The 26,409-nt window shown below is 74.1% G+C and carries 20 protein-coding genes and 1 pseudogene; 16 read left to right on the top strand and 5 right to left on the bottom strand.

Going from position 1 to position 26,409, the window contains the following annotated elements:
* The first annotated feature begins 25 nt into the window (after positions 1-25).
* The 5 genes and pseudogenes from pgsA to pspM all read left to right on the top strand — a co-directional run bounded on the left by pgsA (position 26) and on the right by pspM (position 3,923).
* Positions 26-619: a CDP-diacylglycerol--glycerol-3-phosphate 3-phosphatidyltransferase gene (gene pgsA, locus ACTFTM_RS08435; protein WP_449565260.1), complete on the top strand. Its 594-nt coding sequence runs from the start codon at positions 26-28 to the stop codon at positions 617-619.
* Between the two features lie 129 nt (positions 620-748).
* Positions 749-1,261 (top strand): annotated as a pseudogene (locus ACTFTM_RS08440) (CinA family protein); the annotation flags it as partial.
* Positions 1,262-1,579: 318 nt separating this feature from the next.
* Positions 1,580-2,038 (top strand): helix-turn-helix domain-containing protein, encoded by a 459-nt coding sequence (locus tag ACTFTM_RS08445; RefSeq protein WP_449565261.1) that lies wholly within the window; start codon positions 1,580-1,582, stop codon positions 2,036-2,038.
* 201 nt (positions 2,039-2,239) lie between these two features.
* Entirely contained in the window at positions 2,240-3,112 is an 873-nt protein-coding gene (locus ACTFTM_RS08450; protein ID WP_449565262.1) for a PspA/IM30 family protein, read from the top strand.
* Positions 3,113-3,137: 25 nt separating this feature from the next.
* Positions 3,138-3,923, top strand: coding sequence for a phage shock envelope stress response protein PspM (pspM, locus tag ACTFTM_RS08455; RefSeq protein ID WP_449565263.1), 786 nt, complete (start codon positions 3,138-3,140; stop codon positions 3,921-3,923).
* Between the two features lie 28 nt (positions 3,924-3,951).
* Here the strand turns inward: pspM and ACTFTM_RS08460 are convergent, their stop codons facing one another.
* Together ACTFTM_RS08460 and ACTFTM_RS08465 are read right to left on the bottom strand one after the other, a co-directional pair.
* On the bottom strand, positions 3,952-7,605 hold the full coding sequence (locus tag ACTFTM_RS08460; RefSeq protein ID WP_449565264.1) for a hypothetical protein: 3,654 nt from the start codon (positions 7,603-7,605) through the stop codon (positions 3,952-3,954).
* 165 nt (positions 7,606-7,770) lie between these two features.
* Positions 7,771-8,580, bottom strand: coding sequence for a DNA-formamidopyrimidine glycosylase family protein (locus ACTFTM_RS08465; RefSeq protein WP_449565265.1), 810 nt, complete (start codon positions 8,578-8,580; stop codon positions 7,771-7,773).
* A 109-nt stretch (positions 8,581-8,689) separates the two neighbouring features.
* Here ACTFTM_RS08465 and ACTFTM_RS08470 point away from each other — a divergent pair, with 109 nt between their 5' ends.
* Positions 8,690-9,958: a hypothetical protein gene (locus tag ACTFTM_RS08470; protein WP_449565266.1), complete on the top strand. Its 1,269-nt coding sequence runs from the start codon at positions 8,690-8,692 to the stop codon at positions 9,956-9,958.
* Positions 9,959-9,985: 27 nt separating this feature from the next.
* On the opposite strand, the gene ACTFTM_RS08475 is transcribed toward ACTFTM_RS08470, so the two are convergent.
* Positions 9,986-10,228, bottom strand: coding sequence for a CPCC family cysteine-rich protein (locus ACTFTM_RS08475; protein WP_449565267.1), 243 nt, complete (start codon positions 10,226-10,228; stop codon positions 9,986-9,988).
* A 37-nt stretch (positions 10,229-10,265) separates the two neighbouring features.
* Complete coding sequence (locus ACTFTM_RS08480; protein ID WP_449565268.1) at positions 10,266-11,066, bottom strand: SAM hydrolase/SAM-dependent halogenase family protein; 801 nt, start codon at positions 11,064-11,066, stop codon at positions 10,266-10,268.
* Between the two features lie 293 nt (positions 11,067-11,359).
* On the opposite strand from ACTFTM_RS08480, the gene ACTFTM_RS08485 reads away from it, so the two are divergent.
* The gene (locus tag ACTFTM_RS08485; protein WP_449565269.1) at positions 11,360-11,968 is read left to right on the top strand and encodes a hypothetical protein; all 609 of its coding nucleotides are present in this window, start codon (positions 11,360-11,362) and stop codon (positions 11,966-11,968) included.
* Between the two features lie 303 nt (positions 11,969-12,271).
* Here the strand turns inward: ACTFTM_RS08485 and ACTFTM_RS08490 are convergent, their stop codons facing one another.
* Positions 12,272-16,954, bottom strand: a complete 4,683-nt coding sequence (locus tag ACTFTM_RS08490) for an Lhr family helicase (protein ID WP_449565270.1) — start codon at positions 16,952-16,954, stop codon at positions 12,272-12,274.
* Positions 16,955-17,133: 179 nt separating this feature from the next.
* Between ACTFTM_RS08490 and ACTFTM_RS08495 the strand changes: the two genes are divergently transcribed.
* The 9 genes from ACTFTM_RS08495 (at position 17,134) to ACTFTM_RS08535 (ending at position 26,400) form a co-directional block, all read left to right on the top strand.
* Positions 17,134-17,520 carry a hypothetical protein gene (locus ACTFTM_RS08495; RefSeq protein ID WP_449565271.1) on the top strand — a complete coding sequence of 129 codons (387 nt, stop codon included), beginning with the start codon at positions 17,134-17,136 and terminating at the stop codon, positions 17,518-17,520.
* 149 nt (positions 17,521-17,669) lie between these two features.
* Positions 17,670-20,504 (top strand): Na+/H+ antiporter subunit A, encoded by a 2,835-nt coding sequence (locus tag ACTFTM_RS08500; protein ID WP_449565272.1) that lies wholly within the window; start codon positions 17,670-17,672, stop codon positions 20,502-20,504.
* A 76-nt stretch (positions 20,505-20,580) separates the two neighbouring features.
* Positions 20,581-21,069, top strand: coding sequence for a Na(+)/H(+) antiporter subunit C (locus ACTFTM_RS08505; RefSeq protein ID WP_449565273.1), 489 nt, complete (start codon positions 20,581-20,583; stop codon positions 21,067-21,069).
* Positions 21,066-22,571, top strand: coding sequence for a Na+/H+ antiporter subunit D (locus tag ACTFTM_RS08510; protein WP_449565274.1), 1,506 nt, complete (start codon positions 21,066-21,068; stop codon positions 22,569-22,571). Before ACTFTM_RS08505 ends, ACTFTM_RS08510 begins: the two co-directional genes overlap by 4 nt.
* A complete protein-coding gene (locus ACTFTM_RS08515; RefSeq protein ID WP_449565275.1) occupies positions 22,568-23,167 on the top strand; it encodes a Na+/H+ antiporter subunit E in 600 nt (199 codons plus the stop codon). Before ACTFTM_RS08510 ends, ACTFTM_RS08515 begins: the two co-directional genes overlap by 4 nt.
* Complete coding sequence (locus tag ACTFTM_RS08520; protein WP_449565276.1) at positions 23,164-23,427, top strand: monovalent cation/H+ antiporter complex subunit F; 264 nt, start codon at positions 23,164-23,166, stop codon at positions 23,425-23,427. Before ACTFTM_RS08515 ends, ACTFTM_RS08520 begins: the two co-directional genes overlap by 4 nt.
* Complete coding sequence (mnhG, locus tag ACTFTM_RS08525) at positions 23,427-23,810, top strand: monovalent cation/H(+) antiporter subunit G (protein ID WP_449565277.1); 384 nt, start codon at positions 23,427-23,429, stop codon at positions 23,808-23,810. Before ACTFTM_RS08520 ends, mnhG begins: the two co-directional genes overlap by 1 nt.
* 161 nt (positions 23,811-23,971) lie before the next feature.
* Positions 23,972-25,339, top strand: coding sequence for a hemolysin family protein (locus ACTFTM_RS08530; RefSeq protein ID WP_449565278.1), 1,368 nt, complete (start codon positions 23,972-23,974; stop codon positions 25,337-25,339).
* The gene (locus ACTFTM_RS08535) at positions 25,336-26,400 is read left to right on the top strand and encodes a hemolysin family protein (RefSeq protein WP_449565279.1); all 1,065 of its coding nucleotides are present in this window, start codon (positions 25,336-25,338) and stop codon (positions 26,398-26,400) included. The genes ACTFTM_RS08530 and ACTFTM_RS08535 overlap by 4 nt, the downstream gene beginning before the upstream one ends.
* The last annotated feature ends 9 nt before the right edge of the window (positions 26,401-26,409 follow it).

Genomic DNA, 26,409 nt, shown 5'->3' on the forward strand with positions numbered 1-26,409 from the left:
ACGGCGGCCCGAGCGGAGCGAGACGGTGACCGAAGCGACGGAGTCGACGCCGGCCCGGGTGGTCGCGCGGGTGCCCGTGCTCAACGCGGCCAACGCCCTGACCGCGCTGCGGCTGGTGCTGGTGCCGGTCTTCGCCGCCTCGGTGATCGTGTCGGAGATGACCCACACGGGCTGGCGGATGGCAGCCTGCCTGATCTTCGCGGTGGCCTCGGCGACCGACCTGGTGGACGGCTGGATCGCCCGCCGGTTCGGGCTGGTCACCTCGGTCGGCAAGGTGGCCGACCCGATCGCCGACAAGGCGCTCACGGGCGCGGCCCTGGTGCTGCTCTCCTGGTACGACCGGCTGCCCTGGTGGGTGACGGCGCTGATCCTCGTCCGCGAGCTGGGCATCACCGGCCTGCGGTTCTGGGTGATCCGGCACGGCGTGATCGCGGCCAGCCGCGGCGGAAAGATCAAGACTGCGCTCCAGATCCTGGCCATCGCCTGGTACCTCTGGCCGATGCCGGCCGCCCTCGCCGCCGTCGGCCCCTGGATCATGGGCGCCGCCGTCCTGGTCACGGTGGCGACAGGCTTCGACTACATCCTCCAGGCCCTCCGCCTCCGCCGCCCCCGCCCCTGACCCGGCCCCCTGAGGTGCGGCGATCATGAAGTTATCGCCCCTCGGCCCGGCGTGTCGGGGCGCTAACTTCATGATCGACGGGGTCCGGCCGGGAGGGTTGGGGATCGGCGGCCGGGGAAGGACGGGATCATGCAGCGGGAAGAGAACGCGACGGGTAGCGCGGCGGCGGGTGTCGTGCACAGCCTGTCGCAGCGGCACGAGACCCTCGCCACCGTCGAATCGCTCACCGGCGGGCTGCTCGCCGCGTCGATCGTGGAGATCGCCGGGGTCAGTGGGATCTACCGGGGCGGGCTGGTCGTCTACGCCACCGAACTGAAGGCCACGCTGGCCGACGTACCGGCAGATCTGCTGGCCGCACGCGGACCGGTCGACCCCGACGTGGCGGCGGCGCTCGCCGAGGGCGGTCGGCGGCGTTGCGAAGCGGACTGGGGGCTCGCCACCACGGGTGTCGCCGGCCCGGAACCGCAGGACGGCAAGCCCGTCGGCCTGGTCTACGTCGCGGTCGCCGGCCCGACCGGCGTCGAGGTGCGCGAACTCGACCTCGACGGCGGCCGGGACCACGTACGCTCGGCCGCCGTGATCGAGGCGCTGCGACTGCTCGCCGAACACATCCACGCCGCCGACGAGGCCGCCCGCGACGGCCGGGAGCCGGCGGACGCGGCCGCCCCCGCCGGCGCGGACACCGCCGCTGGCGCGACCGCCTCTGCCGGCGCTGACACCGCCGGGCAGGCCACCGGAGACGACGCGGGATCGGCCCGCGACGACGCCCGGGACGGTCTGGGGACGGCCGGCGCGGGGCGTCGGTGAGCCGTCCCGCCAGGATCCGACGGGCGGGGTGGGATGTCGCCGGGGCGCGCAGCGGGTACGGTTGCGGGAAGGCTCCGACGCTCGGAGTCGGCGCGGTCCGCCGCGACCGGCTGTCCGACGCCGGGCGTGAGGTATCCCTCAGGGGGAGGTGCGATGGTCCTGCTACGCCGCGTGATCGGTGACGCACTGCGGGCGCGCCGGCAGGGACAGCAGCGCACACTGCGTGAGGTGTCCACCGCCGCCAACGTCAGCCTCGGTTACCTCTCCGAGATCGAGCGGGGGCACAAGGAGCCGTCCAGCGAGCTGCTGGCCGCGATCTGTGACGCGCTCGGCGCCCGCCTTTCCGAACTGCTGCGCGAGGTGAGCGACACCGTGGCGCTCGCCGAGCAGATGCCCGCCGGAGTGCTCGTCGGCATGCAGGACGAGCCGGCCGGGGCCGCGCCCGTCGCGCCGGCCGCCGTGCGCAAGGCCGCCAACCGGGGCGTCCGTCAGGTCACCTCCGACGGCAAGGTCGCCGTGTCGGTCCGGCAGGACTCCCCGCTGCGGGCGACGCTGCGCAGCACGCGGGTCCGGCCCACCGAACGCGACCGGGACGTGGTCTGCGCCGCCTGAGCCCCGTGCGTCCGTTGTCCGTGGGCGACGTGGCCCCGGCCGCGTAGGGTTGCCGCAGGAGCCGACGGTGCCCGTCGTGCACCCGGTACGGATGCCGCGCTGGCGTTCGGCTGGGACGATGGAGACCGGCCGGGTCGCGGTCGGTCGGCGCAGTCCGGCCCGATCGCGGTGGAGCGACGCTACTGAGGGGATACCGCGGAAATGGCGAACCCGTTCGTCAAGGGCTGGAACTACCTGATGGCGCTCTTCGGCGCGAAGATCGACGAGCACGCCGACCCCAAGGTGCAGATCCAGCAGGCCATCGAGGATGCCCAGCGGCAGCACCAGGCGCTGGTCCAGCAGGCGGCGGCCGTCATCGGCAACCAGCGTCAGCTGGAGATGAAGCTGTCCCGGCAGATGTCCGAGGTCGAGCGGCTCCAGGGCAACGCCCGGCAGGCCCTGGTGCTGTCCGACCAGGCGCGTGCCAAGGGCGACGAGGCCGAGGCGGCGCGGTTCGAGCAGTCCGCGCAGGCTCTGGCCACCCAGCTGGTCTCCGCCGAGCAGGCCACCGAGGACCTGAAGACCCTGCACGACCAGGCGCTCGGCGCGGCCGCGCAGGCCCGCCGCGCCGTCGAGAACAACTCGATGATCCTTCAGCAGAAGCTCGCCGAGCGCACCAAGCTGCTCAGCCAGCTCGAGCAGGCCAAGATGCAGGAGACCGTGGCCCGCTCGTTGGAGTCGATGTCGACGCTGACGGCGCCCGGCACCACCCCGTCCCTGGACGAGGTGCGGGACCGCATCGAACGGCGGTACGCCAACGCCATGGGCCGCGCCGAGCTGGCCGGCAACTCCGTCGAGGGTCGGATGCTGGAAATCCAGAAGGCGACCATCGACTCGGCGGGCTCGGCGCGGCTGGAGCAGATCCGTTCCAGCATGGCGGGGGAGCAGCTCGGCGGCACGGCGCAGCGCCCGGCGGTCCCGCAGGCCGAGCAGGCCGGCCCGGGCAGCGACCCGGCCGCCGCCGCCCGCCTGGACGAGCTGCGCGCCAGCATGGCCCGCGAGCGGGGCACCGGCGACCCGACCGCCGCCGGCTGAACGACCGGTCCGAGGGGGATTTCCGGTGGCAGACGAGCGGACGCGTTACTTCCGTCAACTGGGCCGGCTGCGCCGGTCCGCCCGGCGGTGGAGCGTACTGGCCGGTGGGCTCGGCGGGGCCGCGGCGGTGCTGACGCCGTACGCCGGGCTCGGTCTGCCGGACGCGGCCTGGGCCGGCGCCGCGGGCAGCGCGGTGGCGTTGGCCGCCTGGCGCTGGATCGACCTGCGGGCGTTGGCCGCCCAGCCCGCGCCCCCGGCGTTGGACCCGGCCGAGGCCGCCGCCCGGTCCCGGGCCCGGCTGGTGGCCGCCGTCGAGCGACTGCCGGTCGGCTCGGGCGTGCTGGCCGAGGTACGCCGGGTGCGCAGCCGGGTCGCGCTGCGCGGCACCACCGCCGGGCAGCAGTGGGCGCGACTGGACCGTGCCTCGCTCACCCTGGCCGGGATGGCGCCCCGGCTCACCGGGCTGGCCGAGCCGGCAGTGCTGGAGGCCACCGCCGCCGACCGGTCGTTGCGGGAACTCGCCAACCGGGTGGCCAGCGTCGAACGGGCCCTGCGGCTCGCGCCGACCGACGCCCGGGCCCCGCTGGCCGACGCGCACACCGCGTTGACCGCGCAGCTGGAGAGCGGGGTGGCGGCGTACGAGCGGCTGGTGGTCGCGGCCGCCGGCTACCTCGCCGAGGACTCCCGCCCGGAACCCACCCACCCGGCCGCCGACCGGCTCACCGAGGCCACCGACCTCCTGCACGGCGTGGCCTCGGCCCTGGCCGAGCTGCGCGCCGGCGGCGCCGGCCTACGCGCGCCCACCCGCTGAGCCGCACCCCACCCGCCACGCCGGCCCGTTACGGTGGCGTCGTGACCGGGATCGGACCGGTGTACGGCGAGCTGCCCACGACGTTGAACGACCGGATCCGGTAGTGGTAGGTCACACCCCGGGCCAGGCCCGTGTTGGTGAAGCCGCGACCGGTGACCGTGAAGGTCGCCACCTCGTGGGCGAACGCCGGGTCCAGCGCCCGCTGCACGATGAACCCGGACCCCGGACCGAACGGCGTGTTCGCCGCCCAGCCCAGCACCACGGTGGCGGTGTCCGGACCCGGCGCGCTCGCGGTCGCGTTGACCTCGCTGGGAGTGCTCGGCGCGGGCGGGGTGCTCGCCGCGGCCACCGTCGACCAGGCCGAGGCGGCACCCAGGTACGTGGTGCGGACCCGGTAGTAGTACGTGGTGTCCGGGGCGGCCGTGGTGTCCAGATGGTTGTCGCCGACCCCGATCGCCGTGGTCCCCGGCCCGCTGGTGAAGGTCGGGTTGGTGGCCCGCTGCACGTCGATGCCGGTGGCGAAGGACCGGTTCGTCCAGCGCAGCGCCACCCGCAGCGGCGCGGCGGGCGGGATCGCCGCGATCAGACCGCCCGGCGCGGCGAGGTGCACCGAGGCGGGGACGCTGTTCGACCAGGACGAGTAGCTCACCTCGTTCTCCGCCCGGATGCGGTAGTGGTACGTGACGCCGGGGGTGACCGTGGCGTCCGTGTAGCGGGTGGCGGTCGCCGCGACGGTGATCGTGGTGACGTCGCCCCCGAAGGACCCATCGGTGGCCCGTTGCAGCAGGTGACTCGTCGCGGGCGGACGTCCGCCGTTGCCGGTCCAGGCCAGGGCGATCGCCGGTAGGGCGGTGGCCGAGCCGGGCACCGGCGTGGCGGTCAGCCCGGTGGGCGCACGCGGCGTCACCCGCAGCACCAGCGGCCGGCTCATGCCCAGGTCGCGGTGGCCGGCGAGTTGGCTGTGCCAGCGGTACTCCCAACCCAGGTTGACCATCTGGTTGACCACCACGGCGGGCCGCCCGTCGGTCGGGCTGACCGGCGTCGACCCGGTCCGCGTCCCGGCCGGACGGCCCGGGTCGAGCAGCCGCACGCTGTCACCCAGCTTGAACGGCAGGGCCGGGGCGACCGGGCGGAGCGCCACCACCACGTCCTCACGGGGGTTGACCCGGACGACCTGCTTCCAGCCCAGCTCCGCCGGGTGCGGGGGCCGCTGCGTGCCGTCCCAGCCGACCCGGTTGACGATCTGCACGTCGCAGCCACCGAAGCGCAGCGGCTCGGTCTGCCGTACGTTGCCGCTGATCCGCCAGAGCTGCGTGCCGTCGGTCGGCGCGCCCACCGGTGTGGCCGGGTCGGCGGCGAACAGCACCTCGGTCACCGGATCGGTCGGCCCGAGCGGCAGGGTCGCCGGGGCGAGCGGTCCGGTGTGCGGGTGACCCACCCCGAGCCGCCCGGCCAGTCGGCCGTGACCGGGCTCGAAGACCTGCTGCGCGGCCTTGACCTCGATCGGCAGGGTCACCGGGCCGGTACCCGCCGGCGGCGTGAACGTCACCGTGTCGGCGTGCGCCGAGACGACCGTCTCGGCCGTGGTGCGGCTGCCGAACGCCGTGTCGTACGCCGGCTGCGGCACGATCGGCGGGCGCTGGCTGGCCGCGTACGCCACCGGCAGCCGCTCCCGCAGCCGGTCCAGGTCGTACGGACCCTCGGGCGTCCCGGTCACCCGGAACTGCAGCAGGGTACGGGTGTTCGGGCCGTACCCCGGCTCGGTTGGCGGCGGGCCGCCCTCGGCCGTGCGGTCCGGCGCGTCGGTGTGCTGGTCGTAGCGTGGGTCGAAGCCGGGCAGCGGCGCCGGGGCGTCGTTGTAGAGGATGAGCGTGCTGCCCGGCGGCACGCTGGAGAAGTCGACGAGTACGTCGGCCCCCTCACCCGGGGCGAGCAGCAGCGTATGTCCGTCGACGTTCAGCACGGTCGGGTCGAGCCGGTCGTACCGGTAGCCGATCGGCCGGTTCGGCAGCACCACCGGGGCGGGCAGCAGCCCGGCCTCGTTGCCGATCTGGACGAACTCCGGGCCGGCGGCCCGTGGGTCCGGCACCCCGCCGTCGCGCCCGTCGCTGGGCCAGCCGGCCGGTCGCTCCGCCGACCGCACGGCGGGCACCATCGGCACCTCCCCGGCGTCCGCATCGGCCAGGCTGCCGTCGTCGGCCCACATCGGCGCGTCCGAGCAGGCCCGGTAGAGCTGAAGGTTGAGGCTGCGGTCCAGGCAGGCGTTGAGGACGCGCAGCCGGTACACCGCGGGGCGCACCCGCAGGTACGGGTACGCGACACCGTTGACCAGCGGGGTGTCGCCGTACGCCGCGGGCACCGCGGAGGGGTGCGGCACCCCGGGGCGCAGCGGTGGCTCGGCGCAACCGCCGACGGGGTCGTGGTGCGGGTTCGGCACCGGCCCCGGACCGGTCAGCGGTGGCTCGCCGGCGATCCGCTCGGCCATCGGCCAACCGTCGACGGTGGGTCCGCTGTCGTCCCGACCGCCGTCCGGCGCCGGACTGCGCGACCAGGGGCCGTAGTCCCACCGGCCGGTGGGGTTGCGCCCGCCGGACCGGTACGGGTTCTGCCGGGGCTGGTAGACGTGGGGGTACCACAGGCTGCCCCGAGCGCCCCAGCGCTCCCGGTCCCAGGTCGGGTCCTCGGCGGCCAGTTGCGTGTCGTCCGGTACGAAGGTCTTGTCCTCGATCACCAGGGGCACCTGCTCGGCCGGCAGCACGCCCTCGGCGACGAGTTCGTCCTCGACCGGGTCGGTGAGAAGGTACGGCGCGAGCTGCCCGCCGTAGACGGTGAGTCGGGCCAGCCCGAGGGTGTTGTCGTGGAACCACAGCAGCCGGCCGCTCTGCTCGTTGGGGAAGTAGAGCGTGGTGGCGCCGACGCCGGGCGCCGGCATGTCCGGCACGGGCGTGAGGCCGGTCCCGGTCGGGTACGGGGTGATCTCCCCGGCCGGGGTGATCCAGTGTCCCGGGTTGCCCGCGCTGGTCCAGCCGGTCTGCGCTCCCGCCAGGTGCAGCACCGCCCGGTTCTGCGGGTACGGCGCCGGGCCGTCCAGCGGCCCGAGACCGGCCCCCTCGACCGTCTCGTCGACCGGCAGGAACAACTCGCCGGCCCGGCCGGTGGGGAGCTGGTTGATGAACTTCACCCGGACCGGTCGGCCCCGCCGGGCGCGGATCATCGGGCCGAGGTGCCAGGGCCGCTCCGGTGGCGCCACCGTGTTGTGGCCCGACGGGTCGGTGCCCAGGTTGAGCTGCCGGTAGCCGCGCAGCCGGGTCGCCGGCAGATCCCGGTGCAGGCGTTGCGCGTACTCCTGGAGCCCGATCTCGTAGTAGTCGCAGCCCGGGTAGCTGATCGTGTCGGGCACCGCCACCGGCAGCGCCTCGTCGTCGGGTACGGGCAGCGCGTCGACGAACTTGCGCAGGCCGCTGCCCGGCACCAGCCGGCCGTCGGGGTCACGCGTCGGGCGGGGACTGTACGCGACGTTCGGCACCGGTCCGAAGCAGCGCGGCTCGGCGGACGGGTCCAGGCTCGCCGTGGGCGCGGCCTCCTCGGCCGTACGCGCGGTCGGGACGGACGCTGTCCGGCCGAGGCCGTCAGGGGCGGTCCGGTAGAAGAAGGTGGAGCGGAGTCTGCGGAAGATCGCCATGACTCTCCCCGGGGTCGGGGCACGAGGAACGCCACCCCGGCGTGGCGGCCCTCGGCACTCTGCTGACAGGCGGTGAGCACCCAACCGCAGCATGCGACGTCGAGGGGCCGGTTAGGAATTACCCAATCGTCCGTATCTGGGATGACCTCGATCCACAACGCCCGGTCAGCCCGGCGGCGGGGTCTCCGGTCGCTCCGGCTGGCAGACCGGGCACCAGTAGGTGACCCGTTCGCCCAGCTCGTCCTTGGCGATGGCGGTGCCGCAGCGACGGCACGGCTGGGCGCGGCGGCCGTACACGTAGCTGGTCTGCCCCCGGTGCAGCGAGCCGGTGGTGCTCTGTGTCCAGCGTCCACGGTTGGCGGCCAGCAGGCGCTGCGCGAGGGCGACCATGCCCGGCAGGTCGGGCACCGACCGCACGGGCGTCCACGGTGACACGCCCCGCAGGAACAGCACCTCGCACTTGTAGAGGTTGCCCACCCCGGCCAGGTTGCGCTGGTCGAGCAGGGCTTCGCCGATGGTCTGTTCCGGATGTGCGGCGAGGCGGTGAACCGCCTCGGCAGCGTCCCAGTCGGGGCCGAGCAGGTCCGGCCCGAGGTGGCCCACCAGGGCGTCCTCCTCGGCGGTGGACACCAGGGCCAGCTCGTGCAGGTGGTAGCCCACCGCCACCGCGCCGGGGCTGCGCAGCACCACCCGGATCAGGTGTGCGGGTCGCCCGTTCCACCGTTCCCCCGGCGCGTACGCCCGCCAGGCGCCGTCCATCCGCAGGTGGGAGTGCAGCGTCCACGGCGCGTCGTCCGGGGCGGCGAGGCGGAGCAGCAGGTGCTTGCCCCGACTGGCCGATTCGCGGACGGTCCAGCCGGTGAGGTCGGTGGTGGCCAGCCGGGGCACCCGGAAGTCGGAGCCGACCAGCCGCGCGCCGGCCAGCGCGCGGTGCAGCACGCGGGCGGTGTTCCAGACGGTGTCACCTTCGGGCACGCTGCCATCCTCCCTCTTTCGAGCAAGATTCGCATGTGTCGCTATTTGTAGCCAGGTTCCTCATGATCTCCGGACATGCAATGGTCAGGGAGTTCTGAGGAGAATGCCCATGAGACGACGCCATTGTCGTATCCGACCCGCCGCCCTCGCCGCCATCCTCGCTCTCGCGCTCACCGCAGCCCTCGTGCCCGTCGCCAGCGCCGTCCCGACCACCACGTCGGCGACCGCCGGCTCGCTGACCCTGACCGCCGCCGCGCCCGCCACCGAACGGTGGAGCGCCGACCTGTCGGTCGTCGACTCCGATGACGTCAACGTCCGCCGTACCGCCACCGGACTCCGGCTGCGCGAGGTCCGCCCGAGCGGGCGCAGCCCTCGCAGCCCGCACAGCGCGCTCGCCGAAGGCATGCTCCTCAGCACCCCACGCACCCTCGCCCGCCCGGCCACCCGGGTCCGCGCCGAGATCAACGCCGACGTCCCCGCCGGTGCGAGCGCGGAGGCGCAGGTGCGCGGGTGGCGGCTCAACGGCTGGACCGAGTGGCGGGCCGCCACCGCCGGCGCGGTCTTCGACCGGCCGGTCAGCCGCGTGCAGACCCGGGTGGTGCTGACCGCGCGGACCGGCGGGGCCACCGCGACGGTACGCGGCGTCCAGCTCACCGCCGACGCGACGGCCGCCGTCTCCGCCGCCACACCCGGCCTCACCTACCGGGTGTACGCCACCCGGATCGGCCTGGTCGGCGAGCTGACCGCCAACGGCCGCACCGTGCAGCCGCGCGACCATTTCGTGGCGCTACCGTCGCGCCGGGGCCTCTCGCCGCTCAACACCGGCGACTACACCGTGCGGGTCTGCACCACGACGGGCGCGCGCTGCGAGTACGCCCCGGTCTGGGACGTCGGCCCGTGGAACACCCGCGACGACTACTGGAACCCGTCCGCCGTACGCGAGAACTGGAAGAACCTGCTGCAGGGCCGCCCCGAGGCGCAGGCCGCCTACCAGTCCGGCTACAACGGTGGGCGGGACCAGTTTGGGCGTACCGTGCTCAACCCTGCCGGAGTCGACCTTGCCGACGGCACCTTCTGGGACGGTCTGCAACTCACCACCAACGCCTGGGTGGACGTCGCGTACCTGTGGACCGGCGGCGGGCCGCGCGCCGTGGTGGGTGACGGCCCGCTCAACATCCGCACCGGGCCCAGCACCTCGTACGCGATCCGTGGCCTCGCCGCGCGGTTCGCCAACGTGCCGGTCCAGTGCTACGTCACCGGCCAGTCGGTCGCCGGCCCGTACCGCACCACCACGAGGTGGAACCGCCTGGCCACCGGGCAGTACGTCAGCCACGCGTACGTCTCCACCGTCTACGGCGGCACCGTACCGGTCTGCTGAGACGACCTCGCCTCGGCGGGCGCCGCGTCAGGGGCGCTCGTCGGGGCGGGCGGGGCGCACCATGTCCTGGTAGCGCGGGTGACTCGCTCCGTAAACGGCGAAGTTGAGCCGGGCGTGCGTCAGGCTCAGGTCGCCGTTGGCGCCGCCCCGCACCGCGTCGGCGTCGGCGTCGCTCTGACCGTCGTCGGTCCAGAAACAGACCGGGCAGGTCCCGCCACCGGTCCGAGAGGCACAACAGGGACAGCCCACGGGAACTACGTGTTCACCCACCGGTTCACCCACCGGGGCAGCATTCCACAGTCGAATGTCACCCGGCCACCCGCAGGAGGTCACCCGGGCGTACGCCGAGGACGTCCACGGCCCGACCGCCGTTGACCGCCACCGCCACCAGGTCGGCCGAGTCGACGTACACCACCAGGGCCTGGTGCGGCGCGTCGCCGAACGTCCGTCCGCGTACCGCCGGGTGGGACGGTGCCGGGGCGGGCGGGCCGACCCGGACGGTGGCCGCGAGCGCACCGAGCACCTCGCCCGGCGCGGCCAGTTGCACGTTGCCGAAGTGGTCGACGGTCAACACCTCGGCGGTGAAGCCGTCGGCGTCGCGGGTCACGACCGGCACCGGCAGCCGGACCAGTCCGTCCGGGTCGACCGCCGGACCCGCCTCGGCCAGCGGTGCCCCGAGCGCCAGCCGTGCCGCCACCGGGGCGAAGACGTCCCGGCCGTGGAACGTGCCGGACACCCGGGCCGCCAGCCAGCGCGGCTCGGTCAGCTCCACGGCGGCGCTCACCCCGCCGAGCGCGGTGGCCGCGTCGGGCAGCAACCCGTTGTCCGGACCGACCAGCAGACCTCCCGGGGTGGCCAGCGCGATGCCCCGTCGGGCGGTGCCGACGCCCGGATCGACCACCGCCACGTGCACGCCCACCGGCAGGTACGGCACGGTCTGCGCCAGCACGGCGGCACCGCGCCGGACGTCCGCCGGCGGCACCAGATGCGTCACGTCGATGACCCGGGCGGTGGGCGCGATCCGGGCGATCACGCCGTGGCAGGCCGCCACGAAGCCGTCGTCGAGGCCGTAGTCGGTGGTCAGCGAGATCCACGGTGTGCCGGACACCCCCGCAGGCTAACGCCCGCGCCCTCCGCGCGCCCTCCGCGCCCCCCGCGCCCCCCGCGCGGCGGCAAGATCCGCGCAGCTTCCCTGTTGTTGCTGCCTGCGGCGGGCGGGAGGCAGCAACAACCCTGATGTTGCGCGGATCTTTCGGCGGCGGGCGCTGGCGGGGGGCGGCCGGAGCAGGCCGCAGCGGTGCGGGCGACCCGGCAAGCGGCTGATCCGAGTGGCGGATAGCGGACAGCGCGGTGGCCGACCGGCCCCTCGCGCCGCCCCGCGTGGTTGGGCAGACTGCGCCTGTGACACTTCGGAGCCTGCCCGCCGTCGGGGTCCTGCTGGTCGCCGCTGCCGTGATCGCCGGCTGTGGCCGGGGTGACGACGCCGAGCCGTCGAGTGCCGCCCCCGGTGTCTCGTCCTCGACCGTCCAGCCCACCGGGCTGCCGAGCGTGCCGAATCCGTCGGTGGTTCCGTCCCGCACCGACTCGGTCGCACCGCCGCCACCACGGTCCGCCGCGCCGTCCATCGTGCCGTCGGTGCCGCCGCAGGGACCGGTGGAACGCCGGCCGGCGAGTCCGCCGCCGGTGGTGCTGCCCCAGCGCCCGGCGGGCGCGCCCAGCGCCCGGCAGGTCGTCGACGCGTTCAGGGCCGCCGGTCTGCGGGTCGCGCGCCCGAAGGACCGCTCGGTGGACTGTGGTCCGGACGGTCTCGGGCTGGGCTGCTCCGAGATCGTCGCCACCGACGGCGTCACCGTCTACGTGTTCCCCGACGAGACCAGCGCCGCCGACATCGCCGAGACGTGGGGCGGTCAGTCGTACCGGCGCGGCGCCGTGGTGCTCAACTACCTCGAGGCGAAGACGCCGACAGCCGACCGCCTCCGCTACGAGAAGACCCTCAACAGCCTCCGCTGAGCTGTCGCGCTGCTGCGCCGCCCAGCTGTTCCGGTTGCGCCGCTGTCCGTCAGGCGGCTGCGGAGGGGCATGACCGTTGTGGTTGTGATGCCGGTGAGTCATCTTGATGACTCACCGGCATCAACGCCACAACGGTGGTCGCCGGCCCCTGGCACCTCGCGCTCCGGCTGGTCGCTTTCCACGTCGAGCGCGTCGGGAGAGCTGCCGGATCGCGTGCGGGTGCCGCGCGAGAGCGGGTCAGCCACGCCAATGACCGTCACCCAGGGAGCCGGTGACGCGCACGGGGGGCCGGGCGCCGGTCGGTCAGCCGCGTAGGCGCAGGCCGCGCGGGGTGGCCCGGAAGCCGGCGGCGGTCAGCGCGTCCCGCAGTGGCGACGAGTGCACCGCCTCACCGTCGGCCCGCTCGACCGACATGGCGCCCAACGCTCCGGAGTGGACGGCGTCGGCGAGCGCCTTGCCGGCCGCCGCGAGCGTCTCGGTGTCGTCGGTGAAGGAGAGCAGCGTCCGGCCACCGCGTTCCACGTACAGGACCAGATCACCGCTGACCTGCACCACCAGGGCGCCGGCCTTGCGGCCGGCCCGGTGTCCGGTCGCGGTGGTGGCCCCGTCGCCGGAGTCGACGACGCGGTCCGGCCAGGGGAGCGCCGCACCGTACGGGTTGGCGGGATCGGTGGCCGCCAGGACGGTGGCCGGCCCGCCACGACCTCGCGTGCCGTCGGCGGGCTCCGCCAGGGCACGCAGCCGGTCCACCGCGCCGGGCACCGCGAACTGCGCCGCGCCGAGGCCCTCGACGAAGTAGCCCCGGCGGGCCGCGCCCCGCTCCTCCAGCGCCGACAGCACCGGGTAGACCGCCGAGAACCCGCCGACCACCTGCTCGGCCATGACCGCGCCCCGGGTGACGACCCCGTGCCGTTCCAGCAGGACGTCGGCGAGGGCGGCGGCCCGCCTGGTCGGGTCGAGATCCCGGTCCGGGAGCCGCGACCAGCGGCCGGCGACGGTCGGTGGGCCGCTGCGGGTGGGCAGCGCCACGCGGCCGGGCCGCCGGTAGCGGGTGCGCGGCGCGGACGGGCGCGACCGGTGCGCCCCACCCGCCCCCAGCACCGCCCGCAGTGGGGCGAGCGTGTCGTTGGTGAGGTGCCCGGCCCAGACCAGGTCCCAGATGACACCGGTCAGCGCGGCATCGTCGGTGGCGCCGACCCGGTCGGCCAGCGCGCGGAAGAACAGCGCCTGCCCGTCGCCGAGCGCGTCGAGCACCGCGTCGTGCAGCGGCGTACGTGTCAACGCCTCGTCGGGCGGCGGGAGCAGCAGCGGCGCGGCGTCCGCGTACGCCAGGGTGACCCAGCCGTCGCCGCCGGAGATCGCCCCCGATCCGGCCCAGAGCACCTCGCCGCTGGCACACAGTTCGTCGAGCTGGGCGGGGGAGTAGTCGGCGACCCGGCCGGGCAGCACCAGCCGTTCCAGCGCGGACGCGGGAACCGCGGCGCCCTGCAACTGCTCCACGGTGGCCGCGAGCGCCTCGACGCCTCGAGCGGACGAGCCGACCTGCTGCCAGCGGGGCAGGAACGTGGCGAGGGCCCGAGGCGGCACCGGCTCGATCTCCCGGCGCAGCGCCGCGAGCGAGCGGCGGCGCAGCATCCGCAGCACCTCGGCGTCGCACCACTGGGCGCCGGCCGTGTCGGGCGTGAACTCACCGGACACGACGCGGCCGGTGGCGGCGAGGCGGCGCAGCGCCTGCTCGACCACGAAGACGCCGAGCCCGAAGCGGGCCGCACAGGTCGCGGCGGCGAACGGGCCGTGGGTGCGGGCGTACCGGGCCACCAGGTCGCCCAGCGGGTCGGCCACCGGGGCGAGGTACGCCTCGGCCACCCCGACGGGCAGCGCCACGCCGAGCGCGTCGCGCAGCCGGGCGGCGTCCTCGATGCCCACCCAGCGCTGCTCGCCGGCGATCCGTACCCGCAGCACCCGGCGGGCGGCCTCCAGCTCGGTCAGCCAACCCTCCGGCACGCCCCGCTCGGTCAGCTCGACGTCGCTCAGGTCGCCCAGTACCCGCAGCAGCTCGACCACGTCCTCCGCGTCGCGCGGACGGCGCTGCTCGGTCAGCCAGCGCAGTTGCCGGTCGGTCTCGGCGAGCACCTCCGGATCCAGCAGCTCACGCAGGTCGACCCGGCCGAGCAGCTCGCCGAGGAGCGTGGAGTCCAGGGCCAGTGCGGCGGCCCGGCGCTCGGCGAGCGGGGCGTCACCCTCGTACAGGAACGCGCCCACATAGCCGAAGAGCAGCGACCGGGCGAACGGCGACGGCGCGCTGGTCTCCACCTCGACCAGACGGACCTTGCGGGCCGCCAGGTCGCGCATCAGCTCGGCCAGCGCCGGTTGGTCGAAGACGTCCTGCAGGCACTCCCGGGCGGCCTCCAGGGTGACCGGGAAGTCGGCGTACTCGCGGGCGACGTCGAGCAGTTGCGCGGCGCGTTGCCGCTGCTGCCAGAGCGGCTGGCGGCGGCGCGGGTCGCGGCGGGGCAGCAGCAGCGACCGGGCGGCGCACTCCCGGAACCGGGCGGCGAAGAGCGCCGAGGTGCCGACCGACTCCTGCACGAGCTGGGCGATCTCGTCGGGCTCGAAGACGACAACGTCGGCGCCGGGTGGCTCGTCGGCGGTGTCCGGAAGGCGCACCACGATTCCGTCGTCCGAGGGCATGACCTGGGCGTCCACGCCGTACCGCTCGGCCAGCCGGCGGCCCACGGCCAGGGCCCACGGCCCGTTGACGCGCGCGCCGAGGACGCTGTGCACGGCGAGTCGCCAGTCGCCCAGCTCGTCGCGGAAGCGCTCGACCACGACCGTGCGGTCGTCGGGCAGGGAGCGGGTGGCCTCCCGCTGGTCGCGCAGGTAGGCCATCAGGTTGGTGGCGGCCCAGTCGTCCAGGCCGCCCTCGCGCAGCGTGGCCAGCGCCGCCTCGTCGCTCTGCCGCAGCAGGGCGCGGACCCGCGCGCCGATGGCCCGGCCCAGCTCTACCGGGCGGCCGAGCTGGTCGCCCTTCCAGAACGGCATCCGCGCGGCCTGACCGGGCGCGGGGGAGACCAGCACCCGGTCGGGGGTGATCTCCTCGATGCGCCACGAGGACGAGCCGAGCAGGAAGACGTCGCCGACGCGCGACTCGTAGACCATCTCCTCGTCCAGCTCGCCGACGCGGGCGGCCCGCTCCGCGCCGGCGAGGAAGACCCCGAACAGACCCCGGTCCGGGATCGTGCCGCCGCTGGTCACCGCCAACCGCTGCGCGCCGGGGCGGCCGGTGAGCTGGTCGCTGGCCCGATCCCAGACCAGGCGGGGACGCAGCTCGGCGAACGCCGTGGACGGGTAGCGACCGGAGAGCATGTCCAGTACGGCGTGCAGCGCGGAGTCGGGCAGCTCGGCGAAGGGTGCGGCCCGTCGGACCAGCACGGCCAGATCGCCCACCTGCCACGGCTCCAGGGCCACCATGGCGACGATCTGCTGGGCCAGCACGTCCAGCGGGTTGCGCGGGTAGTGCAGCTCCTCGATCGCGCCGTCGGTCATCCGCTCGGCCACCACGGCGCAGGACAGCAGGTCACCCCGGTGCTTCGGGAAGACCACCCCGCGGGACACCGCTCCCACCTGGTGCCCGGCCCGGCCGACGCGTTGCAGGCCGGCGGCGACGCTCGGTGGGGCCTCGATCTGCACCACCAGGTCGACCGCGCCCATGTCGATGCCCAGCTCCAGGCTGGAGGTCGCCACCACCGCGGGGAGCTGGCCGGACTTGAGCGCCTCCTCGATGTGTTTGCGCTCCTCCCGCGAGACGCTGCCGTGGTGGGCGCGGGCGATGACCGGCGCGGCTCCGGCCGCCGCGCCGGACTGCGCCATCACCTCGGCCGGCGGCCGGTTGCGCGCCGGACCGGCCGGCCCACCCCACCGCTGCGCGCCGGACGCCGGGTCGCCGTCGGCCGCCGGCTCGTCGCCCGCCGACAACCCCGGGGGTACGACCATCGCGCCCTCGCCCGACGCGGAGGCGACGGCGGCGGTGGCCACCTCCTCGGCGGCCAGCTCGTTGAGCCGCGCGCACAGGCGCTCGGCGCTGCGGCGGGAGTTGGTGAAGACGATGGTGGAGCGGTGCTGCCCGATCAGCGAGAAGACCCGCTCCTCGACGGCCGGCCAGATCGAGGCACGGCGCGGCCCGGGCCCGCCGAGGGCGTCCTCGGGTGGCTGTTCCTGCTCGTCGAGCCGGGTCATGTCCTCCACCGGCACCTGCACGCTGACCTCGATGGTCTTCGCGGTGCGTGGCTGCACGACGTCGACCGGTCGGGCGCCGCCGAGGAACCGGGCGCAGGCGTCGATCGGCCGGACGGTGGCGGAGAGGCCGATCCGTTGTGCCGGCGTGGGCAGCAGCTCGTCGAGGCGTTCCAGGGAGAGGGCGAGGTGGGCCCCGCGCTTGCTGCCGGCCACCGCGTGGACCTCGTCGACGATCACCGTCTGGACGCCGCGCAGCGAGTCCCGAGCGGCAGAGGTGAGCAGCAGGAACAGTGATTCGGGCGTGGTGATGAGGATGTCGGGTGGGGTGCGGGCGAAGGCCCGTCGCTCGTCGGCCGGCGTGTCACCGGTGCGCATTCCGACGGTGATGTCGGGTGGCGGGACGCCGAGGCGGGTCGCCGCCTGCCGGATGCCGGCCAGCGGCGCGCGGAGGTTGCGTTCGACGTCGACGGCGAGGGCCTTGAGCGGGCTGACGTAGAGCACGCGGCACCGCTGCCGTGCCTCGGCCGGCGCGGGCTCGCGGGCCAGCCGGTCCAGCGACCACAGGAAGGCCGCGAGCGTCTTGCCGGAGCCGGTGGGCGCCACGACCAGGGCGTTACGGCCGGCCGAGACCGATCGCCAGGCGCCGGTCTGCGCGGCGGTGGGGGCGGCGAAGGCGGCGTCGAACCAGGCGCGGGTGGCGGGACCGAACCCGTCCAACACCTCGCCCTTGCCCGCGTCTGCCCCGCTCACCGGTCCATCGTGCCCCGCCGGTACGACAACAACGAACGACGCAGGGTGGACTGTGCCACGCCGCGTGGAAATTGCGCCCGATGCACCTTTAATACGTTAAGTCTCACTTAACTGCTTGCTTGTGAGGAGCAACATAAAGTAACTTCACCCGCAACGCGAATCGGGTGGGGAGGGATCGGATGACCGGCGAGCCGCGACACGTCGAGCCCGGCACCGATGTGCTGATCCGCAAGGTCGACAGCCACCTCGCCGCCCTCCGCGGCGGTCTGCACGGCCCCGAGCTGGAGCTCGCCGAGCGTCTCGCCAGCTGCCTGCGGGAGCTGGTCGTCTCCACCGCCCAGGCCAGCGCCGCCGACCGGGGTCAGGTCCGCGTCGCCGTGCACTACTTCGTGCTGCGCCGGGAGAGCCGGGGCCGGTTGCTCTCGATGCGGTCCCTCGCCGTCGCGGAGCGGGTCGTCGCCAAGGTCGCCCGTCAACTCGGCCGCGTCGACCTCCTGGCCGACCTGCGCCGGGGTCACCAGGACCTGGACGACGCGCTGCCCGTCGGTGACGCCCTCCTGCGCTGACCGACACCCCGCCCAGCCCCGCGGATCGCACATCGCGCCCTATATCGGAGCAATTCCGGCAAAACTGCCCGGTGGGCGTGGATCTGGCGTCTGATCGCTGGAGACACCGACCGCTGTACGGGTGTCGGCCACCTCGATCGGGAGCGCGAGTGCTGGTACTGCTCATCCTCCACCTCGTGGCGGCCCTCGTCGCGCCGCTTCTCGTCCGGTGGTGGGGTCCGCGCGCGTGCTATCCGCTGGCGCTCGCGCCGGCCGCCGCGTTCGGGTGGGCGCTGGCCCGTACCCCGGCCGTCGGGCACGGCGGCGCGGTGGTCGAGACGTACCCGTGGATCGGGCAGTTGGGCCTCGACATCGCGCTGCGCCTCACCACGCTGTCCTGGCTCATGACCCTGCTGGTCGGCGGCGTCGGCGCGCTGGTGCTGGTCTACAGCGCCCGGTACTTCGACGCCGGCTCGCCCGGGATGGCCCAGTTCGCCGCCGTCCTGGTCGCCTTCGCCGGCGCGATGCTCGTCCTGGTGTTCGCCGACGACCTGCTGCTGCTCTACGTCGGCTGGGAGCTGACCACGATCTTCTCGTACCTGCTGATCGGGCACAGCACGGAACGCCGGTCCAGCCGCTGGGCGGCGGCGCAGGCGCTGACCGTCACCACGCTGGGCGGGCTCGCCATGCTGGTCGGGTTCATCCTGCTCGGCGAGCACGCCGGCAGCTACCGCTGGTCCGAGATCGCCACCCACCCGCTGCCCGGCGGTGGCTACCTCGTCACGGCGGTGCTGCTGATCCTGGCCGGAGCGCTGTCCAAGTCGGCGGTGCTCCCGTTCAGCTCCTGGCTGCCGGTGGCGATGGCGGCGCCCACCCCGGTCAGCGCGTACCTGCACGCGGCCGCCATGGTCAAGGCCGGCGTCTACCTGGTCGGGCTGCTCGCGCCGGTGCTCGCCACGGTCGGCCCGTGGCGACCGGTGGTCCAGGTCGCCGGGGTGGCGAGCATGCTCGTCGCCGGGTGGGCGGCGCTGCGACAGACCGACCTCAAGCTGCTGCTCGCGTACGGGACGGTCAGTCAGTTGGGCCTGCTGGTCGCGGTGACCGGCGCGGGAACACCGGACGCCGCGCTGGCCGGTACGGCGATGCTGCTGGCGCACGCCCTGTTCAAGGCGGCGCTGTTCCTGGTCGTCGGCGTCATCGACCACGGCGCCGGGACCCGTGACCTGCGCGAGCTGTCCGGGCTGCGCCGCTGGTCCCGGCCGTTGTTCGGGGTCGCGGTACTGGCGGCGGCGTCGATGGCGGGTGTACCGCCGCTCGTCGGGTTCGTGGCCAAGGAGGCGGTGTTCGCGGCGTTCACCAGCGATCCGGTGCTCCTCGCCGGCCTGGTCGCCGGAACGGTGCTCACCGTCGCGTACAGCGCCCGCTTCCTGTGGGGCGCGTTCGCCGACCGGCCGGGCGTCGAACCGGTCCCACCGGTGCCGATCGCCGCGTCCATGCTGCTCCCACCGGCCGTGCTGGCCGTCGTCGGGCTGCTCGCCGGTCCCGCCGCCGGCGTGCTGGACGGCCTGCTGAGTCCGTACGCCGAGCTGTTGGGTGGCCTCGACGCGCACCTGACGCTCTGGCCCGGACCCACTGCGGCGCTCGGTCTGTCCGTGCTGGCGCTCGCCGGCGGCATCCTGCTCTTCGCGCTGCGCGGGCCGCTCGCCCCCGCGCTGGACCGGCTCCGCTCGCCGGTCGGCGGCAACCAGGGGTACGAGTGGGCCGTGGGCCGGTTCGACCGGTTCGCGATCGCGGTCACCGGAGCGACGCAACGGGGTTCCCTGCCGCAGTACCTCGGCATCATTCTGGTCACCCTCGTGCTGCTGCCCGGTGGGGCGATGCTCGCCGCCGCGCCGTGGCGGGCCCGACTCCCGCTCTGGGACAACCCGCTGCAACCGGTGGTCGTGGTGGTGGTCGCGGTGGCCGCGCTGCTCGCGGTCGGCGCGCGTCGGCGGTTGACCGCGATGCTGCTGGTCGGCGTCACCGGCTACGGCACCGCCATGCTGTTCATCCTGCACGGGGCGCCGGATCTGGCGCTCACCCAGTTCCTGGTGGAGACCGCGACCATCGCGGTGTTCGTGCTGGTGCTGCGCCGCCTGCCGCAGCGTTTCTCGGCCCGTCCGCTGCGCCGCAGCCGGTGGACGCGTCGGGCGATCGGCGTGGCGATGGGTGTCGTGGCGGGCGGACTCGCGCTGGTCGCGGCCGGCGCCCGCCGCGCGCCGGACATCTCCACCGTCTTCCCGGCCCTCGCCGTGGGCGAGGGGTACGGCCGCAACGTGGTCAACGTGACTCTCGTCGACATCCGGGCCTGGGACACCATGGGTGAGGTGTCGGTGCTGGTCGTGGCCGCGACCGGGGTGGCCAGCCTGATCTTCGAGAGGTCCCGCACCGGGCCGAGGCCGCGCCGGCCCGAGTCCGCCGCCGAGGCGCCGGGGACCCACCGTCCGGTCTGGTTACGGGGCGGCCCGACCCTGTACGAGGAGCAGCGCTCGATCGTGCTCGAGGTGATCATCCGGCTGATCTTCCACACGGTGGTGCTGTTCTCGCTGTTCCTGCTCTTCTCCGGGCACAACGCGCCGGGCGGCGGATTCTCGGGCGGCCTGGTGGCCGGGCTCGCGCTGGTGGTCCGCTACCTGGCCGGCGGCAGGTACGAGCTGACCGACGCCGCGCCGGTGGGCGCCGGCCTGATCCTCGGGGCGGGGCTGGCCCTGGCGGTGGGTACGGGCGCGGTGGCGCTGCTGGCGGGTGGATCGGTGCTGGAGAGCGCGAGGCTCGACGTGTCCCTGCCGTTGGTCGGCGACGTCCACCTGGTCACGTCGCTCTTCTTCGACATCGGCGTGTACCTGATCGTGATCGGGTTGCTGCTGGACATCCTGCGCAGTCTCGGCGCCGAGGTGGACCGGCACATCGAGGCCAGCGCTACGGAGAGCGGCTCTCTGGCCGTCGACAAGGGCGGCCGGCCGTGAGCGCGAGGAGTGAGCCGGGTTTGCGAGCCCCGCAGTCGCGAACCTCAGGTGATGCCGCGAGCGTGGGGAGTGCGCCGTGACGGCGGGTGGCGCCGGGCCCACGTTGGTGCTGGTGCTGGCCGTCGCGGTGCTCGTCGGGTGTGGCGTGATCCTGCTGCTGGAGCGCAGCCTCACCCGGATCCTGCTCGGCGTGATCCTGCTCGGCAACGGGGTCAACATGCTGATCCTGTTGGGTGGCCGATCCGGTGGCGCCCCGGTCGTGGGCACCGGCCCGGTGGACCGGATGAGTGATCCGTTGGCGCAGGCGCTGGTGCTGACGGCCATCGTGATCACGTTCGGGTTCACCGCGTTCCTGCTCGCGGTGGCGTACCGGAGCTGGTATCTCACCGGCGACGACGAGGTGCCCGACGACCTGGAGGACCGCCGGATCATCCGCCGTGCCGAGCAGCACGAGGTGGGCACCGTCGACCGCGGCGGTGAGGGCCCGGGGAGCGACCCGGAGCAGGTCGATCCGGAGCCGGCCCGCCGCCGACTGCGACGCGGCCGCGGGGACGGTGCGTCGTGAGCCGGCTGCTGCCCCTGCCGGTCGTGGTGCCGCTGCTCGGCGCGGCGCTGACCCTGCTGCTGGCCGATCGTCCCCGGGTGCAGCGTACGGTCAGCGTGCTCTGCCTGGCGGGAACGTTCACCGTCGCGGTGGTGCTGCTGGTGCAGGCGTACCGGCACGGGCCGGTGGTGCTCGCGGTCGGTGGGTGGCCGCCACCGGTGGGCATCGTGCTGGTGGCCGACCAGTTGGCCGCGCTGATGCTGGTGGTGTCCTCGGCGGTGACCCTGTGCGTGCTGGTGTACTCGATCGGCCAGGGTCGCAGCGAGACCAGCGAGAGCGCGCCGGTGGTCATCTTCCACCCGACCTACCTGGTGCTCACCGCTGGCGTCACCAACGCGTTCCTGGCGGGCGACCTGTTCAACCTGTTCGTCGGCTTCGAGATCCTGCTGGCGGCCAGCTTCGTGCTGATCACGCTGGGCGGCACCGAGACGCGCATCCGCACCGGATCGACGTACGTGGTGGTCAGCGTCCTCTCCTCGATGATCTTCCTGACCGGGGTGGGGCTGGTGTACGCGGCCACCGGCACGCTGAACATGGCGCAGCTCGCGCAGCGCCTCGACGACCTGCCGGACAACGTCCGCGTGACCCTGCAACTGGTGCTGCTGCTCGCGTTCGCGATCAAGGCCGCCGTCTTCCCGCTGTCGGCCTGGCTGCCGGACAGCTACCCCACCGCCCCGGCCCCGGTCACCGCCGTGTTCGCGGGGCTGCTCACCAAGGTGGGCGTCTACGCGATCATCCGTACCGAGACGTTGCTCTTTCCTGACGGTCAGGTCGACGGCCTGCTCATGGTCGTCGCCGGGCTGACGATGGTGGTCGGCATCCTCGGCGCGGTGGCGCAGTCGGACATGAAGCGGCTCTTCTCGTTCACCCTGGTCAGCCACATCGGCTACATGATCTTCGGGGTGGCGTTGAGCACCGCGGCCGGGCTCGCCGGGGCGATCTTCTACGTGGTGCACCACATCACCATCCAGACCACCCTGTTCCTGGTCGCCGGGCTGGTCGAGGAGCGCGCCGGCAGCACGGACCTGCGCCGCCTCGGCGGGCTGGCCCGGGTGGCGCCCCTGCTGGGCGTCCTCTTCTTCGTTCCGGCGATGAACCTCGCGGGAGTGCCCCCGTTCTCCGGTTTCCTGGGCAAGCTCGGCCTGCTCCAGGCCGGGGTGGCGGCCGGCGGGGCGCTGCCCGCGACGCTGGTGGCGGCCGGGACGCTCACCAGCCTGCTCACCCTGTACGTGGCCTCCCGGGTGTGGAACATCGCGTTCTGGCGGGCGCCCCGGATCGCCACCGACGAGCCCACCGTCCGGCTGCCCGCCCTGACCGTCGGCGCCACCATCGCCCTGGTCGCGTTGGGGGTGTCGCTGACCGTGCTGGCCGGTCCGCTGTTCGACGTCACCGCCGACGCGGCCACCGACCTGCTCTCGCGTACGCCGTACGTGCGTGCCGTCCTGCCCGGCGGCGTGCCGTGACGGGCCCGCGCGGCGCGACCCCGACGGACACCGCCCGGGGAGGTCGGCTCGGACGTTGGCGGGACCAGACGCTGGCGCTGGGCTGGCTGGTGCTCGTCTGGAACCTGCTCTGGGGTGAGATCGATCTGGCGAACATCATCGGCGGTCTGCTGGTGGGCGGCGCGGTCCTGCTGTTCTTCCCCCTGCCGTCGGTCACCTTCGGCGGACGGCTGCGACCCGTGGCGCTGCTGGCGTTCGCGGGTCGATTCGTCGTCGAACTGGTCGCCGCGAGCCTGCACATCGCCCGGATCGCCGTGCAACCGGGCTACCGGCCGCGCGGCGCGATCATCGCCGTCCCGTTGCGGGTGCGTACGGACCTGAACCTGGCGCTCACCGCCGAAGTGGTCTCGCTGGTGCCCGGCACGCTGATCCTCGAGGTGGACCGGGAGTCCGCGACGCTCTACCTGCACGTACTGGACACCCATGGGCCGGCGGAGCTGACGCTCGCCCGGGACCGCACCCTCGACATCGAACGGCGGATCGTCCGGGCGGTCGGCAGCGCGGCCGAGCTGCGCCGCGTCGAGTCCGGTCCCGTCGAGAAGGGAACCTCCCGATGATCACGTTTTTGGCCGTCGTCCTCACCGCTCTGCTGTCGGTGACGGCGCTGCTCGCGCTGATCCGGCTGTACCGGGGACCCTCGCTGCTGGACCGGGTGATCGCCGCCGACATGTTGCTCGCCACCATGGTCGGCGCGGTCGGCGCGGAGGCGGCGGTCAACCGGCACGCCACCACGCTGCCCGTGCTGGTGGTGCTGTCCCTGCTCGGCTTCGTCGGCTCGGTCTCGCTGGTCCGCTTCGCCGTACGGGAGCAGTCCTGATGCCGGACGTGCTCGGGACGATCGCCGACTGGCTCGGCGCCGCCTGCCTGGTCGCCGGCGCGCTGCTCGCGCTGTGCGCCGGCATCGGTGTGCTGCGCTTCCCCGACGCCCTGTCCCGGATGCACGCGGCCACCAAGCCCCAGGTGCTGGGCGTGCTCCTGCTGCTGCTCGGGATCGCGCTGCGGCTGCGGTCCCGGGCCGACCTCGGCATGATCCTGCTGGTCGCGGTTTTCCAGTTGGCCACCGCTCCGGTCGCCGCGCAGATGATCGGCCGGGCCGCCTACCGGTCCGGCCGGCTCGACCGCGGTCTGCTCGACGCCGACGAGCTGGCCGGGCGCGAGTCGACCGGCGGGCGCGGCGACGGCCGGTCCCGGCCGGGCTGAACAGGACGATCGGCACCTTCGGCCCACCCCCAGCGGAGTCCCAGGCAACGCCGATAAAATGGCGGCATGATCGACTCCTCTGCCCAGGAGGGCAGCAGTAGCCAGCCGGGTCGTGCCCGGCATATCCCCGTCCCGACGACCCCGGGAGCCCTGAGCGTCCCGTGTTGATCGTCGTCGGTCTTCTTCTCATCATCGTGCTCACCGCCGCCACCGGTTACTTCGTGGCGCAGGAGTTCGGCTACGTCGCCGTGGACCGGGGCAAGCTGCGCCAGCTCGCCGACGACGGCGACCAGGCCGCCGCCCGGGCCCTCGCCGTCACCAGCCGGCTCTCCTTCATGCTCTCCGGCGCGCAACTCGGCATCACCGTCACCGCCCTGCTGGTCGGTTACGTCGCCGAGCCGTACCTCGGTGGCGGTCTCGCCGACCTGCTCGGCGTCGCCGGCGTCAGCGAGTCCGTCAGCCTGCCGCTGTCGGTGGCGCTGGCCCTGGTCATCGCCACCGTCGTACAGATGGTCCTCGGCGAGTTGGCGCCCAAGAACCTCGCCATCGCCCGGGCCGTACCGCTGGCCCGGGCGCTGAGCCGGTCCACGCTCGTCTACCTGGCCATCGCCGGCCCGGTGATCCGGCTCTTCGACCGGGCGTCGGTACGCCTGCTGCGCCGGGTCGGCATCGAGCCGATCGAGGAACTGCCCAGCGGCGCGACCCCCGCCGACCTGGAACAGATCATCGCCGAGTCGCGCGAGGAGGGCAGCCTGGACGCCGAGATGTCCACGCTGCTCGACCGGGGGCTCGACTTCCGTGAGCTGACCGCCGGCGAGGCCATGGTGCCCCGGGTCGACGTGCACACCGTCCGGGGGCACGAGCCGGTGAGCCGGGTGGTCGAGCTGCTGGACACCGGCCACTCCCGCTTCCCGGTGCGCGGCGCCGAGGGCGTCGACGACCTGCTCGGCATCGTCGGCATCGCGGACGTCCTGGCCGTACCGTCCGCCGAGCGGGCCACCACCCCGGTCAGCGCGGTGGCGGGGCCGCCGCTGCTCGTACCGGAGACCCTGCCCCTGCCCACGGTGCTGGACCGCCTGCGCTCCGGGCACCGGCAGATGGCCTGCGTGGTCGACGAGTACGGCGGCTTCGCCGGCGTGATCACGCTGGAGGACATCGCCGAGGAGTTGGTCGGTCCGATCCGGGACGAGGACGACCCGCCGGAGCGGGCGCCCGCCCGCCAGGACGACGGCTCCTGGGTGGTGCCGGCCCGCTGGCGGATCGACGAGGTCGCCGACAGCACCGGCATCGCGCTGCCCGAGGCGCCCGAGTACGACACCCTCTCCGGGCTGGTCATGCGGGAGCTGGGCCGGGTGCCGGAGGTCGGTGACCGGCTGGAGATCAGCCTGCTGCCCGAGGGCGTCGACGTCGACGAGGGCGAGGCGGAGCCCCGCGCGCTGGTCGAGGTGCTGGCCGTGGACCGGCACGTCGCCGACTCGGTACGGCTGCAACTCAGCGACCGTGGCGAGCGCCGCGAGGTGTCCGCATGAGCCCCGGCATCGCGTTGATCAGCTCGGGCGTCCTGCTGGGGCTGAACGGGTTCTTCGTGGCCGCCGAGTTCGCCCTGGTGGCCAGCAAGCGGTACCGGCTGGAGCAGGCGGCGGCCAACGGTGGCCGGGCGGCGCGGGCCGCGCTGGACGGCGTCCGCGAGCTGTCGCTGATGCTGGCCGGTGCACAGCTCGGCATCACCCTGTGCACCCTGGGGCTCGGCGCGCTGGCCGAGCCGGCGATCGAGCACCTGGTCAGCCCGCTGCTGCACGTGGTGGGGCTGCCCGACGCCGCCAGTCACGTCATCGCCCTGGTCTTCGCGCTCGGGTTGGTGACCTTCCTGCACCTGGTGGTGGGGGAGATGGCCCCGAAGTCGTGGGCGATCACCGACGCCGAGCGCTCGGCGACGCTGCTCGCGCTGCCGTTCCGGGCGTTCGCCCGGGTGTCCCGGCCGGTGCTGTCCGCGTTGAACGCGCTCGCCAACGCGATCCTGCGCCTGGTCGGCGTGCACCAGCAGGACCAGTTGGCCCAGGTGCACGGCCCGGACGAGCTGCGGATCCTGTTGGAACAGTCCCGCGAGCACGGGCTGCTCGGCGCGGAGCAGCACCAACTGCTCACCAGCATGCTGGAGTTGCAGGGCACGTCGGTGGCGCAGGTGATGGAGCCGTTCGCCACCATGGTCACCGTCCGGCGCGACGACCAGGCCGAGCGCATCGAGCAGGTCAGCCGGGACAGCGGCCGGTCACGGCTGGCGGTGCTGGACGCGGGCGGCGACGTCTGCGGCCTGGTGCACGTCCGCGAGGCCGTACGGGCGGTCACCACCGGTCGGGCCGCCACCGCCGGGGAGCTGATGACGCCGGCGTTCACCCTGCCGGCGACGTCCACGGTCACCGAGGCGGTGGCCGCGATGCGCGCCCGGCAGTCGCAGCTCGCGTTGGTCCGCAACGGCGGTGGCCCAGCCCGCCCGATCGGCTTCGTCGCCCTGGAGGACCTGCTGGAGGAGGTCATCGGCGAGTTCGACGACGAGACCGACACGGTGCCGCGCGGTCGGCGACTCCGGTAGGACCCACTT

The organism is Micromonospora sp. RB23 (assembly GCF_053585025.1).

Excerpts from the sequence above, each read along its gene's own strand:
- ACTFTM_RS08535 (WP_449565279.1), top strand. The coding sequence starts at position 25,336 with ATGAGCCCCGGCATCGCGTTGATCAGCTCGGGCGTCCTGCTGGGGCTG.
- ACTFTM_RS08470 (WP_449565266.1), top strand. The coding sequence starts at position 8,690 with ATGAGACGACGCCATTGTCGTATCCGACCCGCCGCCCTCGCCGCCATC.
- ACTFTM_RS08445 (WP_449565261.1), top strand. The coding sequence starts at position 1,580 with ATGGTCCTGCTACGCCGCGTGATCGGTGACGCACTGCGGGCGCGCCGG.
- ACTFTM_RS08460 (WP_449565264.1), bottom strand. The coding sequence starts at position 7,605 with ATGGCGATCTTCCGCAGACTCCGCTCCACCTTCTTCTACCGGACCGCC.
- ACTFTM_RS08450 (WP_449565262.1), top strand. The coding sequence starts at position 2,240 with ATGGCGAACCCGTTCGTCAAGGGCTGGAACTACCTGATGGCGCTCTTC.
- mnhG (WP_449565277.1), top strand. The coding sequence starts at position 23,427 with ATGCCGGACGTGCTCGGGACGATCGCCGACTGGCTCGGCGCCGCCTGC.
- ACTFTM_RS08520 (WP_449565276.1), top strand. The coding sequence starts at position 23,164 with ATGATCACGTTTTTGGCCGTCGTCCTCACCGCTCTGCTGTCGGTGACG.
- ACTFTM_RS08495 (WP_449565271.1), top strand. The coding sequence starts at position 17,134 with ATGACCGGCGAGCCGCGACACGTCGAGCCCGGCACCGATGTGCTGATC.